Genomic DNA, 15,475 nt, shown 5'->3' on the forward strand with positions numbered 1-15,475 from the left:
CGCTCTTCTTGTTTCCTGGTTCTTACTTTCCTGACTCGCACTTTCCGCATTGTTCCTACTTCAACAAAAAGCCTATCTTTGCGGCATGGCAGTAACCTTTGAAGATCTTAAATTTAACCGGCAAATTTTAAACGCTATAGCCGATGCCGGTTATACCGAAGCTACGCCTATTCAGCAAAAAGCTATTCCGCCGATATTGAACGGACAGGATGTAATGGGTATTGCACAAACCGGAACCGGTAAAACCGCGGCCTATGTGTTGCCCATTATCATGAAGCTTAAATATGCGCAGGGCGAACATGCCCGGGCGTTGATTATTTCGCCGACGCGTGAACTGGCCATGCAGATTGAGGAAAACATTAAAGCATTTGCCGCTTATACCGATTTACGGGTTGTTTTACTTTACGGAGGTATTGGCCCCAAAACACAAATAGAGCAGGTAAAAAAGGGTGTCGACATTATTGTGGCAACGCCCGGCCGTTTTATGGATATTTACCTTGCCGGGCATATCATGACCAAACCATTACAGGTGTTGGTGCTTGACGAGGCCGATAAAATGATGGATATGGGCTTTATGCCCCAGATAAACCGGATATTGGAAGTAGTGCCGGTGAAAAGGCAAAACCTGCTTTTTTCGGCTACCATGAGCGAGAAGGTGCACCAGCTTTCGGCTAACTTCCTGGAGTTCCCTACGGTTATTGAGGTTACGCCACAGGCTACGCCGGCGCAAACGGTTAACCAGCATTTATACCATGTGCCCAATATTAAAACCAAAATAAACCTGCTCAAAAAGTTGCTCGATAACGAAGGGGAGATTACCAAACTGATTGTTTTTTGTAAAACCCGTGCAGTGGCCGAAGACGTATTCAAATTCCTGACCCGCAAATTTGGCGAAGAGGAAGTGAAAGTGCTTCACGCCAATAAAGGGCAAAATACGCGCATCAACTCCATCAATTCATTCAAAAACGACGATGTGAAGATATTGGTGGCTACCGATGTGGCATCGCGAGGTATTGATGTGAGCGATGTAAGTCATGTGATCAATTTTGATGTACCGGTGGTGTATGAGGATTATGTACACAGGATCGGTCGTACAGGTAGAGCGCTGCAATCGGGCGAAGCCATTACTTTTGCTACACCGTCTGAAGAGTATTATATCCGCAAGATTGAGAAACTCATCAAGCAAACCATTCCCGTTGAGCGAATCCCCGACGATGTGTTTATTGAAGAAACCCCATATGAGGAAAGGCAGGACCAGGCGCGGGAAATAGATATGCAAAAGCGCAAAGAAGACCCCGATTTTAAAGGTGCCTTCCACGAAAAGAAATCCCTTAACCAGCGCAAAAAGTTTGATGCCAATAAGGATAAAGCTAAATACGGCTCAAAAGCAGCAAGGCAGGGTACAGGCCGATCATCCAAAAGCAAAAAAAGACACTAAGCTCCATCAATGAAATTCAGATTTACCCCTTTAAACTTTTTTACCGCGTTTTTGGTGGCGGTAGCAGCCTATGTTTTTATTTATGGGGCTGGTATGGCCGGACGCCCGCTTGAACATTGGGGCGGCACCATAGGTTGGATCTTTTTATTGTTTGCCTTCGTGGTTTTTGTGATTGATATGATGTTCCGCAACTTTTTTATCGAAACTAAAAAAATATGGATGGTGGAGACCTTCTTCATCGTTCTGGTTATAATTATATTCTTACTTGTTAAATAAATTTTGAAATGAAAACCGCTGAAATAAAGCTTACCGTTACGCTTGATGATAATAATGTTCCTGAGCACATTCTTTGGGAATCGACCGACTCAACCAACAAAGAAGCGTTGCCTGTAAAATCAATGATGCTTGCCCTGTGGGACCAAAGCTATAAAAATACCCTGCGCATTGACCTTTGGACAAAAGATATGCCTGTTGATGAGATGAAGCGATTTTTTTATGAAACCCTGCAAACCATGGGCGACAGCTTTTTACGTGCAACCGGCGAGAAAAATATTGTTGAAGACCTGCGCGACTATTGTGCCCACTTTGCTGATAAAATGGAAATAACACAAAAATAACAACCTAAATATGCGCCTTAGCTCAATTTTATCATTTGCAGGTTTTGCATTGCTTTTTGCTGCAACCTACTGCCCGCTGCTGCGGGTATTCCACGTAACCAGCTGGAATATTTACAAGCTTAACCAACCTTATGGGCTGGTACTGTTGTTGGTAGCTGTTGTTGGCATTATTGTATCGTTCCTTAACCAGGCTAAGATTATGCGTGTGGCGGCCTGGCTGTCGATAGTACTTGTTGTACTGTTGCTGGTTGCTGCCATTTTTAAAGTAAATTCGGCATTTAGCTTTATTCCGTTTAAAGGCATTAACAGGTTTTTAACCAGCCAGCTTAAATTTCAATGGGGTTGGTATGTGATGTTTGCCGGTCCTGTTTTGGCTTTGATCGGCGCTTTGAGCAGCCGCCCTAAAGTTTTTATCTCAAACACTACCGATACTACGACAGTAAATTAATATTCCTTGTATGTTTAATTAGCTGTAATATTAACATTACAGCTTTTTTTAAACATATTTGTAATTCAGATTAATACGGATACCTAATGTTAAAGTTTTCCTTCCGCCAGCAGGTTTTAGCTGGCTTTGTAGTATCAATCATTCTTGTTTTTGTGGTGGGCATCTTGTCTTTTAACAGCCTGCGCCAATTCGAGGAGGATAACACCTGGGTTAATCATACTCAAAGGGTGATCCGTACTTCAACAAGTTTATTGCAGGAGTTAATTAATGCCGAAACAGGCATGCGTGGTTATGGAGCTACCGCTAAAAAGGTATTTCTTGAACCGTATAATGCCGCTTTACCTAAAGTAGCCGATGACCTGGCCACGCTAAAAGACATGGTGAAGGATAACCCTGTGCAGGTAAAACGCGTCGATTCAATCAATAAGCTGGTGAAGGAGCAATTGCTGATCCTTAAAACCAATGTTGAAACGCGCGATAGCCAGGGGCTTGATTACATGGTGCAGCGCAACATGTTTGTAAATGGCAAGGAAAATATGGATCAGGTCAGAATGCTGATCGACCATATGACCAACACAGAGGAGAGATTGCTTGCCAATAGGAAAGAAAATTCGCAGGATGCATCAACCTTTGCCAAGTTCGTAATTGCATGCGGTTCGTTGGTTTTCCTGTTCATCATCCTGTTGCTGTTCTTCTACATTCAAAAAACTTTCGATCAGCAAAAGAAAATTGAGGATGAAATCAGGGTTGCTAATATTGAACTTGGAAAAGTGCTTGCCGATAACGAAGCCAAAAACTGGCTGCTCACCGGAACCGGTCAGCTGAATGAAAAAATGCAGGGCCAGCAGGTTGAAAAAGAATTATCCAATAATATATTAACCGAAGTTTGTACCTATACCAATGCCGCGGCAGGTACATTTTACCTTTATAACGAAGCAAGCAACAGGCTTGATTTTTATGCTTCATACGCGTTCCACAATCCTGATTTTGTTAAAAAGTCGGTACAAATGACCGAAGGCTGGCTTGGCCAGGTAGCTAAGGATGGTAAAGCGGCGGTTGTAAAAGGTAAACTGAACGATAAGCTTGAGCTTTCATCATCGGTATTAAAAACTGAACTGGCCGAATCATTTATCATACCTTTCTTTTTTGATAAAAAGCTTAAAGGAGTAATGGAGGTTGCTTTTAATGAAGGGATCTCGAAAAATAAATCAGAATACATTTTAGCTATCGCTAATGATATAGGTATAGCTGTTAATACATCGCAGGCGCGTACTATTATGCACGACCTGTACGAGGAAACCCAGCAGCAGGCCGAAGAGCTGGAAGCACAGCAGGAAGAACTGCGGGTTACCAATGAGGAGCTTGTTCAAAAAACTGAAGAGCTGCAGGCCTCAGAAGAAGAGCTCCGGGTACAGCAGGAAGAACTGCGTACCACCAATGCCGAACTGGAAGAAAAAGCCAGTTTGCTTGAAGAAAAAAACCAGGCCATTGAACAGGCCCGCCAGGCTATCAATCTTAAGGTTGAGGAACTGGAAACCACGGGTAAATACAAATCGGAGTTTTTGGCCAACATGAGCCATGAGCTGCGCACGCCGCTTAACAGTATCCTGGTACTGGCACGGATACTTAAAGATAACAAGCCTGCCAATCTTTCTGAAGACCAGATCAAATATGCCAGCGTTATCTTCAACGCCGGTAATGACCTGCTTACTTTGATCAACGATATCCTCGACCTTTCCAAAATTGAATCGGGCAAGCTGGATATGCAAAATGAGGATATTAAAGTAAGCGATATTGTTGGCGATATGGAAATGCTGTTTGCCGAAGTAGCCAGCAACAAAAAAATTAATTATACAACAAGTATAGACAGGCAACTGCCGCAAACCATATTTACCGATAAGGTACGTATAGAGCAGGTGATCAAAAACCTGTTAAGTAACGCGTTTAAGTTTACTTCTGAAAATGGTTCTATCGCTATCAATGTAAAACCGGGTATTAAAGATAAAACCATCAGCTTTGCTATCAAAGATTCGGGGATCGGGATCCCTGCGGATAAGCAAAAAGTAATATTTGAGGCATTTCAGCAGGCCGATGGTTCAACAAGCCGTAAATATGGCGGTACCGGTTTAGGTTTATCTATAAGCCGCGAACTTGCTTTCCTTTTAGGCGGCAGCATAACCCTGAGCAGTGAGCCGGGCATAGGCAGCGAATTTGTACTTACCGTGCCTTTTGAAGCTAAATTAACACCTGCGGCCTTAATTGAAGAAGTATTGCCAACTGCCGAGACTTTTAAACCTGTAACAGAGTTCCTGAACCCGGTTAAAGCGGCCCCGCGTGAGCCCGGTAAAGAACCTTTGGTTGTAATTGTTGAGGATGATAAAAACTTTGCAAACATATTGCAGGATTATGCCCGCGATCATGGTTATAAATCAATCATGGTGTATGAGGGTACCCGGGCGGTTGAAATTGTGAAGGAAGCCAAACCTGATGCGGTGATCCTGGATATTATGCTGCCGGGTAAAGACGGCTGGCAGATTTTGAAGGAGTTAAAGAATGATGAGGATACAATGCACATACCGGTTCACCTGATGTCGGCCGGGGATGCCGCAGCAAACCGCGTACGCCGGGAAGGTGCCATCAACTTTATGAAAAAGCCTATCAATACCGAAACGCTGGATAAACTTTTTGCCGATATCATGGTACAAAGCGGCACCAGGTTTAAACAGATCCTGCTGGTTGAAGATCACAAAGCCCAAAGCCAAGCTTTGAAAGACCTTATGCAAGGCCAGGGCATCACCGTCGACCAGGCTTTTGACGGCGAATCTGCATTTAGGATGTTGCATGAAAACGAGTACCAGTGTGTGATCCTTGACCTTAACCTGCCTGATATTTCGGGCTTGGATTTGCTGGATAAGATCAAAGAGGTTGACCGCTTTGCGTCACTGCCGGTTATTATCAATACTGCAATGGAGCTTGACAAAACATCGGTTAACAGGCTAATGCATTATGCCAACGCCATGGTGGTTAAAACCAATAAATCATCCGACAGGCTGATTGATGAGGTTAACCTGTTCCTGAACAAGATAAGCGAAACGGCGATTGCCCCGGCACAACAAGCGCCATCATCGGCCAAACCTAAAACACTAACTAAAGGCAAGGATGCCATTAAAGGCAAAAAGGTGCTTATTGTTGATGACGACATGCGCAATATTTTTGCGCTGAGCAGCGCCCTGCAAAGCTATGACCTCAATGTAGAGATAGCTAATGATGGTGAAGAAGCCATAGCTAAACTTGAGGATATAAAGGATATTGACATAGTGCTCATGGATATCATGATGCCTAAAATGGATGGCTATGAGGCTACCAGGCATATCCGTAAGCAAAACAAATGGGCTAAATTACCCGTAATAGCATTAACTGCAAAAGCAATGAAAGACGACCGCGAAAAATGTATAGCGGCCGGCGCCAATGATTATATCACCAAGCCAGTTGATATGGACAGGTTGATATCGCTCATGCAGCTTTGGCTTGAAAGTTAGTTATGGATACAGAGCAGGGAATTATATCACATGCACAGGTTCATGAGCTTATTGATATTGTAAAAAAAGTTCATGGGTTTGATTTTTCGGGTTATACCAAAGCTTCATTAAAACGGAGGTTAACCCGTATTATGCTGCTCAACAAGTTTGAGTTTTATGACCTTAAACATGTGCTTATTAATGATGCAGACTTTTTTCAGAATTTCCTGGAAGAGATTACGGTTAACGTAACCGAAATGTTCCGCGATCCTTCATTCTATCGTGCGGTTAACTCACAGGTTGTTCCATATCTTTCAACTTATCAGCACGTCAAAATCTGGAGTGCAGGCTGCTCAACGGGCGAAGAGGTTTACTCTATGGCTATATTGCTGAACGAAGCTGGTTTGGGAAAAAAGTCGTTCATATACGGCACGGATATCAATACCGAGGTTTTAAAGGAGGCCCGCAAAGGGATCTACAGTTTGCGTAATATAAAAAGCTACGCGGAAAATTATCAATATACTGATTTAAAAGGTTCAATTACAGATCATTTTACCATTTTGTACGATGCCGCGTCGATACATAATGAATTAAAACAAAATACACTGTTTTCGGTACATAATTTAATATCTGATACTGTATTTAATGAGTTTCAGATGATAAGTTGCCGGAATGTTTTTATTTATTTTGAAACGTATCTGCAGGAACGGATCCTTGACCTGTTTTATAAAAGCCTTTGCCCTCTGGGCTATTTATGCCTTGGCAGTAAAGAAACTATCCGGTCAGATTCGTTTAAGAGCAAGTTTAAGGTGATCAACCAAAAAGAAAACATTTACCAAAAAGTTGGGACCTGATAAAAAGTTACTGGAAAGATGGCACGCCGCCCAGATCGTATTATTGGGCGGATCGGCAGGCTCGTTTAAAATTTTATTCCGGATCATAAAAGATCTTCCCGAAAAACTGGGAAAAACCGTAATTCTTATCATACACAGGAAAAAAAATTTTTTCAGCGAAATAGAAAAACTATTTGCCGAGAACAGTCGTATGTACATGCGCGAAATTGAGGACAAGGATATTCTTAAAACGGACACTATGTATATTGCCCCGGCAAACTATCATACCTTAATTGAACGCGGCGGTTATTTTAGCCTGGATGTTTCGGAACCGGTATGGTATTCAAAACCATCAATTGACGTTACTTTTGAAAGCGCCGCCGAGGTTTATGGTGACAGGTGCATGGCGATATTGTTGTCGGGAGCTAACCAGGATGGCGCCGAGGGCCTATTAAAATTAAAGAAAAGCGGCAGCCTTACCATAGCGCAGGAGCCCGGCGACGCAGAAATGGCCGAAATGCCAAAGGCAGCTATAAATTTAGGTGCTGCTGATTATATTTTGACACAGGATGAGATTTTTAAACTTTTACTTTCATAACAATCACCACCCCCTAATTAATATTAAATGACCCCTGTTAATATTCTAATTGTTGATGACAGAGAAGAGAATATTATCGCGCTTGAAGCATTGCTTAAACGCGATGATATTAAAATGTTCTCTACTACCTCGCCAAATGAAGCCCTTAAAATTGCCTGGGAAACCAATATTGCCATTGCTTTAGTTGATGTTCAGATGCCCGAAATGGACGGCTTTGAACTGGTGGAAATGCTTAAATCAAACCCACGTACCAAAGATATCCTGGTTATTTTTGTTACAGCCATTTCAAAAGAAGCCAAGTATGCTGTTAAAGGCCTCGGTACCGGCGCTGTAGATTATCTTTACAAACCGCTCGATCCTTATATTACATCGGCCAAGGTTGATTCATTTGTACAACTGGCCCGTACCCAGGCCGAAATAAAACAAAAGAACGATGAGCTGCAGAATTATGCCATCGTTGTAAAAAACTCGGCCGATATTATAACATCGGTCGACGCGCAAAGTCTCCGCATTGACAATATCAACCCCACCGTCGAAAAGATAATGGGTTTCAGGCCTGATGAACTTATTTGCAAAAGTATTGTTGACCTGGCCATAGACGATCATAAGCCGTCGTTTCGCAAAAAATTGGGTGAAATCATAAAAGACAACCTGGGCTATGCCATTTTTGAATTTAAGTTTGAAACCTTTGATAAAAGGGTAATTTGGGTGGAGTGCCGGGCGGCATACCGTAACAAAACGATATTTATTAATATCAGCGATATTTCTCCGCAAAAAAGTTACCAGGAGCAGCTTATCAAATCAAAAGAAAGCGCGGAGTACAGCAAAAAGGTGAAAGAAACCTTTTTGGCCAATATGAGCCATGAGCTGCGTACACCGGTTAATGGCATTATAGGTATCACTTCGCTTTTGCGTAAAACAGGCCTTACCGATCAGCAAGTGGGTATGCTTGATTTGCTTGATACCTCCTCAAAATCGTTATTGGGTGTGATCAATGATGTACTTGATATCTCAAAAATTGAGGCTGGTAAATTCAGTATCATCCGTACGGCCAATAATGTTTATGACATTGTAAACTCGGTTTTTAACCTGCTTAAATTTAAAGCCGACGAAAATAATATTGAGTTTTTGCTGGATATTGAAGATGAAGTACCTGAATACCTCATGGTGGATTCATTGCGCCTGAACCAGATATTGATGAACCTGATCAGTAACGCCCTTAAGTTTACCGAAAGGGGCTATGTAAAGCTCAAGATTACCGTACTTCAAAAACACAATGAAAAGGTAAAGCTGAAATTCAGTGTTGAGGATACGGGCATCGGAATCCCGGCCGACAGGCTTAACAGCATCTTTGATTCATTTGAACAGGCCGAAGACGATACCGTAAGCAAATATGGTGGTACCGGGCTTGGGTTAACCATAGTGAAAAAGCTGGCCGAGCTAAAGGGAGGCGAACTTACCGTAAGCAGCCAGGTAGGCAGGGGTAGTACTTTTAATTTTGTATGCTGGTATACCATCACTGTTAAACCCAAAACTAAGGTAACTCCCAAAACTGATAAGATATTGCCGCCGTTTAATAACGTACGGGTGCTGGTAGCTGAAGATAACATGGTTAACCAGTTTATGCTCTCCAAAATATTAAAGGACTGGAATGTAGAGGTAGAGATGGTTGATAACGGCCGCAAGGTTATTGAGAGGCTTACCAATAAAGACTATGACATTATTTTAATGGATACCCATATGCCCGAAATGAACGGTTACCAGGCAGCTAAAACCATCAGGGTTGATTTTGAGGAGCCTAAACGGAGTATTCCCATCATATCGCTTTCGGCAGCAAGTTATGACCATGAGCAGCAGGAAGCATTATCGGCAGGGATGAACGATGTGCTTTCAAAGCCGTTTCAGCCATACCAACTGCATGAAAAAATGTCAAGGTTATTGAAGGTGGGCGTTTAAAACTCAAGCCTGGTTTGCCCAACACCCATTACCTTTGCCTCATGCTCAAGCAGCCATTTTTTGCGCCATATACCGCCTGCATAGCCGGTTAAGCTGCCATTTGAACCTATTACCCGGTGGCAGGGTACTACAACCCATAGGTTGTTACGGCCGTTGGCAGATGCTATTGCCCTTATAGCCAACGGATTGTTCATTTGGTTTGACTGCTGGGCGTAAGTAATGGTTGTTCCATAAGGGATCTGGATCAACTCGTCCCAAACCTGTTGTTGAAACTCACTGCCTTCCTGCTTTATAGGAAAAGTAAATTCCTTCCTTGTACCGGCAAAGTATTCATTTAACTCATCAATAGCAGCTTGCAGCAACGGGGTGGGAGCAGGAGCAATCTCATATTCCTCATCGCGTATCGATACTGATGCTATAAAGCCATCTTCTTCGGTAATGCGGGCAATGCCAACTGGCGTGCGGAAATAAGCTACAGGCATGGTAATTGGTATGTTATATTCAAAATTAAGCTAATTTTTTTAGCTTGTCAAATGCCCTTACTCACTCGCAGGTAATTATTACATTTGCGGTGATGAAACTTGTTAATGAAACCTGGTACCTGCTCAAAAAGGAAGTTTTGCTGGAGTGGCGGTCCAAATATGCTTTTAATGGCGTTTTGCTGTATGTGGTTTCAACGGTTTTTGTTTGTTATATCTCCCTCAACTTAAACCCCGGCTTTTCCAACAGCAGCGGTTACCCCATAGTTTGGAACGTGTTGTTCTGGATCATCATGCTGTTTGCATCGGTAAATGCCATTGCCAAAAGCTTTATGCAGGAAAGTAAAAGCCGGTTACTCTATTATTACTCCATTGCCAGCCCGCAGGCTATCATCCTGTCTAAAACAATCTATAATATTTTGCTGATGGCTTTGTTAAGCACATTGGCATTGGTGGTATTTAAAGTGTTTTTTCCCAATACTCTTGGCGACCCGCTGTATTATTTCCTGGCTGTGTTGTTGGGGAGCGTCAGTTTTTCCACCGTGTTCACCATGATCTCGGCCATTGCATCAAAGGCCGGTAACAATGGTACACTGATGGCTATATTAAGCTTTCCGGTTATTATCCCTGTTATATTGGTGCTTATTAAGTTAAGTAAAAGCGCAATGGACGGGGTAGACCGGAGTTTCTTTTACGGCAACATAGGCGTTCTGTGCGCTATTAATGCCATTGTAATAGCTACTGCCTTACTGCTTTTCCCATACCTGTGGAGGGACTAATTTGAATTGGCCGAACCGGATTTAAGAATCAAGAAACAGGCTGAATTAAAAAGATTAAAAATATAAATTCTCTAATTCAATAAATTCGGGTTCAGACATTCCCGCAACAAAAATTATACACCGGCAATTCATTAACCGTTCATAAAAAATGCGTTTTTTAGCGGATTGAAAAAACATTCTAATTTTAATTAATGCGTTTTTATTGGTTTTTGCTTATCGCGTTTATATGTCCGCTCATAGTTTCGGCACAAACCGGTACTATTACAGGTAAGGTAGTGCGGGCCGATACTAAAAGCCCGGTAGCCAATGCCAGCGTATTTTTAAATAATGCCACCTACGGTACTTCCACTGCCGAGGATGGGACCTTTACCCTGGCCGGAGTTAAACCAGGCCAATACCAGTTGGTGGTTACCGGCGTTAGCATTGAAGAATACTCCATAACGGTACTGGTTGGCCGCGAACCTGCAAAATTAAGTATCGAGGTTAATCAAAAAGTGCTGATGCTGCGCGAAGTAGTGATCAGCAGCAGCGCCGACTGGAAAAAAAATTACGAACTGTTTAGGAAGGAGTTTGTTGGCGATACCGAAAATGGCAAGGAGTGTAAGGTTACTAATCCACATATTTTAAATATTATCTACCACAGGGGAAAGCAGCAATTGGAGGCCTCTGGCGATGAGTTTTTGGTGGTAGAGAACCTGGCGCTGGGCTATCGTACCAAATTTTTGTTGAAGAACTTTTTGTATGATGCTATTGAGCACACCATATCCTATTCGGGAAGTGCCCTGTTCGAGAACCTGCCCGGCAGCGCAGCGCAGAAGAAACTCTGGAAGCAGAAACGCGAACAGGCCTATTATGGATCGGCTCAGCATTTTTACCGCTCGCTTTATAAAGGAAAGTTAAAAGAAGAAGGGTTTGAAGCACACGATTTTACAAGGCAAATTAACCCTGAACGACCTGAGGAAGCGGTATTGATGCAGAAGATGAAAAAATACCGGGAAGGCCCGCGCGATTCGGCCATGCGTTATTATAACCTGTCGAAGATGACCAAATGGTACCGCGAAAACCTCGCGAAGCTGCCTTACCAGGAGTTTGAGATCTTGCGGAAAACACCACAGGATGGGATTTACGCGCTCACCTTTCCGCACTTTTTATACGTAGTATATACCAAACGCGAAGAGACTACCGAGTTTAAGGATGTTTATCACCCGCTGGATATGCCTAATTATGAAACCAGTATCATGACCAAATATTCGGGCTATATTGCATTTGATATGAACGGTATCGTAGTGTCGAGCCCAAGCCCGCTTTACGAGGGTTCATGGTCGAAGGCAAAGCTTGGCGATTTGCTGCCGGTGGATTATGAGCCGGGGGATTGATTAATTTCAGGAAGACTTTGCTTATTTCGAATTATATTTGCCGCCACCATCGCAGATATAATTCTTGTTACCATCCTTTATGAAATATATAAGCTATTTAGTGTTAGCTGTTGTTTTTGTTGCGCAGGGAGTTTCAGCACAACAAATAGTATTTAAAGACCAAAATTTAAAATCGGCTTTACTTAAAAGAGGCTATGATTTTAATAAAAACGGCGAAATAGAAGTATCCGAAATTGACACTGTGGCGAATTTAAACATTGCCAAAAGTGATATTAGGCTGTTAGATGATTTAAAATATTTTAAAAGTTTAGAAAGGGTTTATGCAATGTCTAACCAGATTGCGAACCTGGATGTGTTTTTTGACAATAATACGATTAAGGAAATTTATATCGGAGGCAATGTTCTCGGAAAAAAGTTGACGCTAAAGAATCTCAGAAATTTGACCGTTTTGGCGGCGGCCCATAATGACTTGGAAACAGTCGAATTAAATGGCACTGATAGCATAAGACAACTTTATTTACAGAGCAATGCGTTTAAAAACATCAAATTGGAAAATCTGACTAATCTCAGCGTATTAGAATTAATAGATAATAAGGCGTTAAAGACCATTGACATCAGACCAAACGTTGCTCTCACTTACATTGGACTGCTTTCAACGGCTGTATCCCAATTAGATATTTCCAATAACAAATTGCTGTCAACGTTTTATGTAAGTAATACTGTGAAAGTAATAAAGAGTGCCGGTCAGGAGAATTTTAAGTCCGCACCAGTTATAAGAGAGATTCACTAAAATGTGTAATACTTTATGTTTGCCTAAACTTAGTGTCGAATCAATGAGCAAATAATTAGTTACATTTGCCTGCATAAATCATATGAAGTTTATTTATCAAACATGGTGGAAGGTTGCGGCTGTTTTGCTGGTGCTGTCTACCTTTTACACGGGCCTGGTTCTCAAAGCGCCGAGGCTGCCAATTATTCACGAAACCATCCGTAATTTGTATTTTCACGTACCCATGTGGATGGGGATGCTGACTGTTTTTGTGGTATCGGTTTATTTCAGTATTAAATACCTGCAAACGGGTAAAGAAGAGCATGACCTTGCTGCTGTTGAGAGCGTTAATACCGGGTTGCTGTTTTACACCTTAGGCCTTTTAACCGGTATGCTTTGGGCAAAATTTACCTGGGGCGAATTTTGGAGCGGCGACCCCAAACAAAACAGCGCGGCCATTGCATTTTTGTTGTACTGTGCTTATCTGGTGCTTCGTAATTCTATTGATGAGGAGCAGAAGCGGGCCAAGATTTCGGCTATCTACAATATCTTCGCTTTCCCCATCATGATTGTGCTGATATTTGTTTTGCCCCGCATGACAGATTCATTGCACCCCGGCAGCGGCGGTAACCCTGCATTTGGTAAATACGACCTTGATAACGGTATGAAGATAGCCTTTTACCCGGCTATGTTAGGCTGGAGTTTTATTGCCCTTTGGATAGCAACTATCCGTTACCGCATCCGTTTAATTGAGAATAAGAAGAACGCTATAAATTAAGATGAAGAAATTAACGCTTTTATTGCTACTGCTTACGTTTTGTACCGCTGTTTTTGCTCAGCCAGGGCAGCAGGTTGAAATGGCAGATACCCTGCGCCAGTCGGGAAAAATTTACGTGGTTGTAGCAACTATTTCCATAATTTTTGTTGGACTGGCCATTTACCTGTTTACTATAGACCGCAGATTAAAAAAAGTCGAAAACGAAAAGTAGTTCAAATAATATGTTTAAACAATTTAAACATATCATTCGTGACGGTGTTGACTGGTGTATAGGGCACACTAACTAAGAAATATTTGCAATATTGATAAAAATTGTACCAAATTTGCTCACTTTTTTAAGAGATTAATATTTATACAATAGTTATGGCTACGAATATTTTGATTGCCGACCAGGAAACACACTTCTTCAGCGACGTGTGCAAAAACTTCGATCATGCTGCCCAATTCACCAAACACGATGCAGGCCTGCTTGATCAAATTAAATCATGTAACAGTGTTTACCGCTTCCGTTTCCCCATTCGCAAGGGTAACAGTTTTGAGGTAATTGACGCCTGGCGCGTTGAGCACTCGCACCATCAGTCGCCAACCAAAGGTGGCATCCGCTACAGCGAAATGGTGAACGAGGATGAGGTAATGGCCCTCGCCGCGCTCATGACTTACAAATGTGCCATTGTTAACGTTCCGTTTGGCGGTGCCAAAGGCGGTATCAAAATAAACCCTAAAAACTACACCGTAAGCGAGCTGGAAAACATCACCCGCCGTTATACCGTTGAGTTAATCAAAAAGAATTTTATTGGCCCAAGCATTGACGTGCCTGCACCTGATTATGGATCGGGCGAGCGCGAAATGAGCTGGATTGCCGATACTTATGCTACCATGAACCCCGGTCAGTTGGATGCTATGGGCGCCGTAACCGGTAAGCCTATCGCCCTGCATGGTATTGCTGGCAGGAGGGAAGCTACCGGCCGTGGTGTGGCCATCGCTACCCGCGAGTGTGTAAGCGTTGGTGAGGATATGCAAAGGATTGGCCTGCTGCCGGGTTTATCAGGTAAAAGGGTAATTGTGCAGGGCCTTGGTAACGTAGGCTATTATTCGGCTAAGTTTTTATCCGAAATGGGTGCGATAATAGTTGGCTTATGCGAATTTGAAGGCGCTATTTATAACGAGAACGGTTTAGATATCGAGGCTGTATTTCAGCACCGTAAGGCAACCGGTTCTATTTTAGGATACGCTGCGGCAATACAGGAATTTGCCAATACCATGGAAGGCCTTGAGCAGCCGTGCGATATCCTGGTACCGGCAGCCCTTGAAAACCAGATCACCGAAACAAACATCCGCAACATACAAGCTAAAATTATTGTTGAGGGCGCTAACGGCCCAACCTCACCCGAAGCTGAAGCTATATTTTACGCCAATGGTGGGATGATAGTTCCGGATATGTTTGCCAATGCCGGCGGTGTTACCGTATCATATTTTGAATGGTTGAAAAACCTGAGCCACGTAGCTTTCGGCCGTATGAACCGCAGGTTTGAAGAGAATTCAAATCTTAACCTGGTAAACATGGTTGAAGGGATTACCGGGGTAGCTTTAACTCCGGTACAGCGCTCAACCATTATCAAAGGTGCATCAGAGCTTGAACTGGTAAATTCAGGACTGGAAGATACCATGATCCGCTCATACCACGAGATCAGGGAGATCTATAAAAGCAATCCTGAGATTGGCACCCTGCGTAACGCGGCCATGGTTGGCGCAATCAATAAAATAGCGGTATCGTACCAAAATTTAGGTATCTGGCCATAATTAAGGATTTAATAGTTTCGATATATAGCGAGGTGGGTTTGAAAAAGCTTACCTCGTTTTTGTTTTTAATTATGCCGCGATAGGGA

Annotated in this window: 15 protein-coding genes; 14 read left to right on the forward strand and 1 reads right to left on the reverse strand. The window is 42.7% G+C overall.

The window, feature by feature from the left end; translation table 11 throughout:
* The first annotated feature begins 85 nt into the window (after nucleotides 1–85).
* The 8 genes from BLS28_RS19385 (at nucleotide 86) to BLS28_RS19420 (ending at nucleotide 9,408) form a co-directional block, all read left to right on the forward strand.
* A complete protein-coding gene (locus BLS28_RS19385; RefSeq protein WP_091171370.1) occupies nucleotides 86–1,438 on the forward strand; it encodes a DEAD/DEAH box helicase in 1,353 nt (450 codons plus the stop codon).
* Nucleotides 1,439–1,447: 9 nt separating this feature from the next.
* The gene (locus tag BLS28_RS19390; protein WP_091171373.1) at nucleotides 1,448–1,714 is read left to right on the forward strand and encodes a hypothetical protein; all 267 of its coding nucleotides are present in this window, start codon (nucleotides 1,448–1,450) and stop codon (nucleotides 1,712–1,714) included.
* 8 nt (nucleotides 1,715–1,722) lie between these two features.
* Nucleotides 1,723–2,055 (forward strand): gliding motility protein GldC, encoded by a 333-nt coding sequence (gldC, locus tag BLS28_RS19395; RefSeq protein WP_090524371.1) that lies wholly within the window; start codon nucleotides 1,723–1,725, stop codon nucleotides 2,053–2,055.
* 10 nt (nucleotides 2,056–2,065) lie between these two features.
* Entirely contained in the window at nucleotides 2,066–2,503 is a 438-nt protein-coding gene (locus tag BLS28_RS19400; RefSeq protein WP_091171377.1) for a hypothetical protein, read from the forward strand.
* Nucleotides 2,504–2,589: 86 nt separating this feature from the next.
* Nucleotides 2,590–6,042 (forward strand): response regulator, encoded by a 3,453-nt coding sequence (locus tag BLS28_RS19405; protein WP_091171380.1) that lies wholly within the window; start codon nucleotides 2,590–2,592, stop codon nucleotides 6,040–6,042.
* A 2-nt stretch (nucleotides 6,043–6,044) separates the two neighbouring features.
* The gene (locus BLS28_RS19410; protein WP_176844517.1) at nucleotides 6,045–6,875 is read left to right on the forward strand and encodes a CheR family methyltransferase; all 831 of its coding nucleotides are present in this window, start codon (nucleotides 6,045–6,047) and stop codon (nucleotides 6,873–6,875) included.
* Entirely contained in the window at nucleotides 6,865–7,452 is a 588-nt protein-coding gene (locus BLS28_RS19415; protein ID WP_091171384.1) for a chemotaxis protein CheB, read from the forward strand. The genes BLS28_RS19410 and BLS28_RS19415 overlap by 11 nt, the downstream gene beginning before the upstream one ends.
* A gap of 27 nt (nucleotides 7,453–7,479) precedes the next feature.
* Entirely contained in the window at nucleotides 7,480–9,408 is a 1,929-nt protein-coding gene (locus tag BLS28_RS19420) for a hybrid sensor histidine kinase/response regulator (RefSeq protein ID WP_091171388.1), read from the forward strand.
* Here the strand turns inward: BLS28_RS19420 and BLS28_RS19425 are convergent.
* Entirely contained in the window at nucleotides 9,405–9,890 is a 486-nt protein-coding gene (locus tag BLS28_RS19425; protein WP_091171391.1) for a methylated-DNA--[protein]-cysteine S-methyltransferase, read from the reverse strand. The two genes, BLS28_RS19420 and BLS28_RS19425, sit on opposite strands and share 4 nt — an antisense overlap.
* Before the next feature lie 92 nt (nucleotides 9,891–9,982).
* On the opposite strand from BLS28_RS19425, the gene BLS28_RS19430 reads away from it, so the two are divergent.
* From BLS28_RS19430 to BLS28_RS19455, 6 genes are all read left to right on the forward strand, one after another.
* Nucleotides 9,983–10,666, forward strand: coding sequence for a heme exporter protein CcmB (locus BLS28_RS19430; protein WP_091171395.1), 684 nt, complete (start codon nucleotides 9,983–9,985; stop codon nucleotides 10,664–10,666).
* Nucleotides 10,667–10,857: 191 nt separating this feature from the next.
* Complete coding sequence (locus tag BLS28_RS19435) at nucleotides 10,858–12,042, forward strand: carboxypeptidase-like regulatory domain-containing protein (RefSeq protein WP_091171399.1); 1,185 nt, start codon at nucleotides 10,858–10,860, stop codon at nucleotides 12,040–12,042.
* A gap of 79 nt (nucleotides 12,043–12,121) precedes the next feature.
* Nucleotides 12,122–12,832, forward strand: coding sequence for a leucine-rich repeat domain-containing protein (locus tag BLS28_RS19440; protein WP_129567542.1), 711 nt, complete (start codon nucleotides 12,122–12,124; stop codon nucleotides 12,830–12,832).
* Nucleotides 12,833–12,914: 82 nt separating this feature from the next.
* On the forward strand, nucleotides 12,915–13,589 hold the full coding sequence (gene ccsA / locus BLS28_RS19445) for a cytochrome c biogenesis protein CcsA (RefSeq protein WP_426589359.1): 675 nt from the start codon (nucleotides 12,915–12,917) through the stop codon (nucleotides 13,587–13,589).
* 1 nt (nucleotide 13,590) lies between these two features.
* A complete protein-coding gene (locus BLS28_RS19450; protein ID WP_091171407.1) occupies nucleotides 13,591–13,800 on the forward strand; it encodes a CcmD family protein in 210 nt (69 codons plus the stop codon).
* A 152-nt stretch (nucleotides 13,801–13,952) separates the two neighbouring features.
* Nucleotides 13,953–15,389: a Glu/Leu/Phe/Val family dehydrogenase gene (locus BLS28_RS19455; protein ID WP_091171410.1), complete on the forward strand. Its 1,437-nt coding sequence runs from the start codon at nucleotides 13,953–13,955 to the stop codon at nucleotides 15,387–15,389.
* Nucleotides 15,390–15,475 lie beyond the last annotated feature (86 nt).

This window comes from Mucilaginibacter gossypii, from assembly GCF_900100945.1.
Lineage (GTDB): Bacteria > Bacteroidota > Bacteroidia > Sphingobacteriales > Sphingobacteriaceae > Mucilaginibacter > Mucilaginibacter gossypii.

Excerpts from the sequence above, each read along its gene's own strand:
- BLS28_RS19385 (WP_091171370.1), top strand. The coding sequence starts at position 86 with ATGGCAGTAACCTTTGAAGATCTTAAATTTAACCGGCAAATTTTAAAC.
- BLS28_RS19390 (WP_091171373.1), top strand. The coding sequence starts at position 1,448 with ATGAAATTCAGATTTACCCCTTTAAACTTTTTTACCGCGTTTTTGGTG.
- gldC (WP_090524371.1), top strand. The coding sequence starts at position 1,723 with ATGAAAACCGCTGAAATAAAGCTTACCGTTACGCTTGATGATAATAAT.
- BLS28_RS19400 (WP_091171377.1), top strand. The coding sequence starts at position 2,066 with ATGCGCCTTAGCTCAATTTTATCATTTGCAGGTTTTGCATTGCTTTTT.
- BLS28_RS19405 (WP_091171380.1), top strand. The coding sequence starts at position 2,590 with ATGTTAAAGTTTTCCTTCCGCCAGCAGGTTTTAGCTGGCTTTGTAGTA.
- BLS28_RS19410 (WP_176844517.1), top strand. The coding sequence starts at position 6,045 with ATGGATACAGAGCAGGGAATTATATCACATGCACAGGTTCATGAGCTT.
- BLS28_RS19420 (WP_091171388.1), top strand. The coding sequence starts at position 7,480 with ATGACCCCTGTTAATATTCTAATTGTTGATGACAGAGAAGAGAATATT.
- BLS28_RS19425 (WP_091171391.1), bottom strand. The coding sequence starts at position 9,890 with ATGCCTGTAGCTTATTTCCGCACGCCAGTTGGCATTGCCCGCATTACC.
- BLS28_RS19430 (WP_091171395.1), top strand. The coding sequence starts at position 9,983 with ATGAAACTTGTTAATGAAACCTGGTACCTGCTCAAAAAGGAAGTTTTG.
- BLS28_RS19435 (WP_091171399.1), top strand. The coding sequence starts at position 10,858 with ATGCGTTTTTATTGGTTTTTGCTTATCGCGTTTATATGTCCGCTCATA.
- BLS28_RS19440 (WP_129567542.1), top strand. The coding sequence starts at position 12,122 with ATGAAATATATAAGCTATTTAGTGTTAGCTGTTGTTTTTGTTGCGCAG.
- ccsA (WP_426589359.1), top strand. The coding sequence starts at position 12,915 with ATGAAGTTTATTTATCAAACATGGTGGAAGGTTGCGGCTGTTTTGCTG.
- BLS28_RS19450 (WP_091171407.1), top strand. The coding sequence starts at position 13,591 with ATGAAGAAATTAACGCTTTTATTGCTACTGCTTACGTTTTGTACCGCT.
- BLS28_RS19455 (WP_091171410.1), top strand. The coding sequence starts at position 13,953 with ATGGCTACGAATATTTTGATTGCCGACCAGGAAACACACTTCTTCAGC.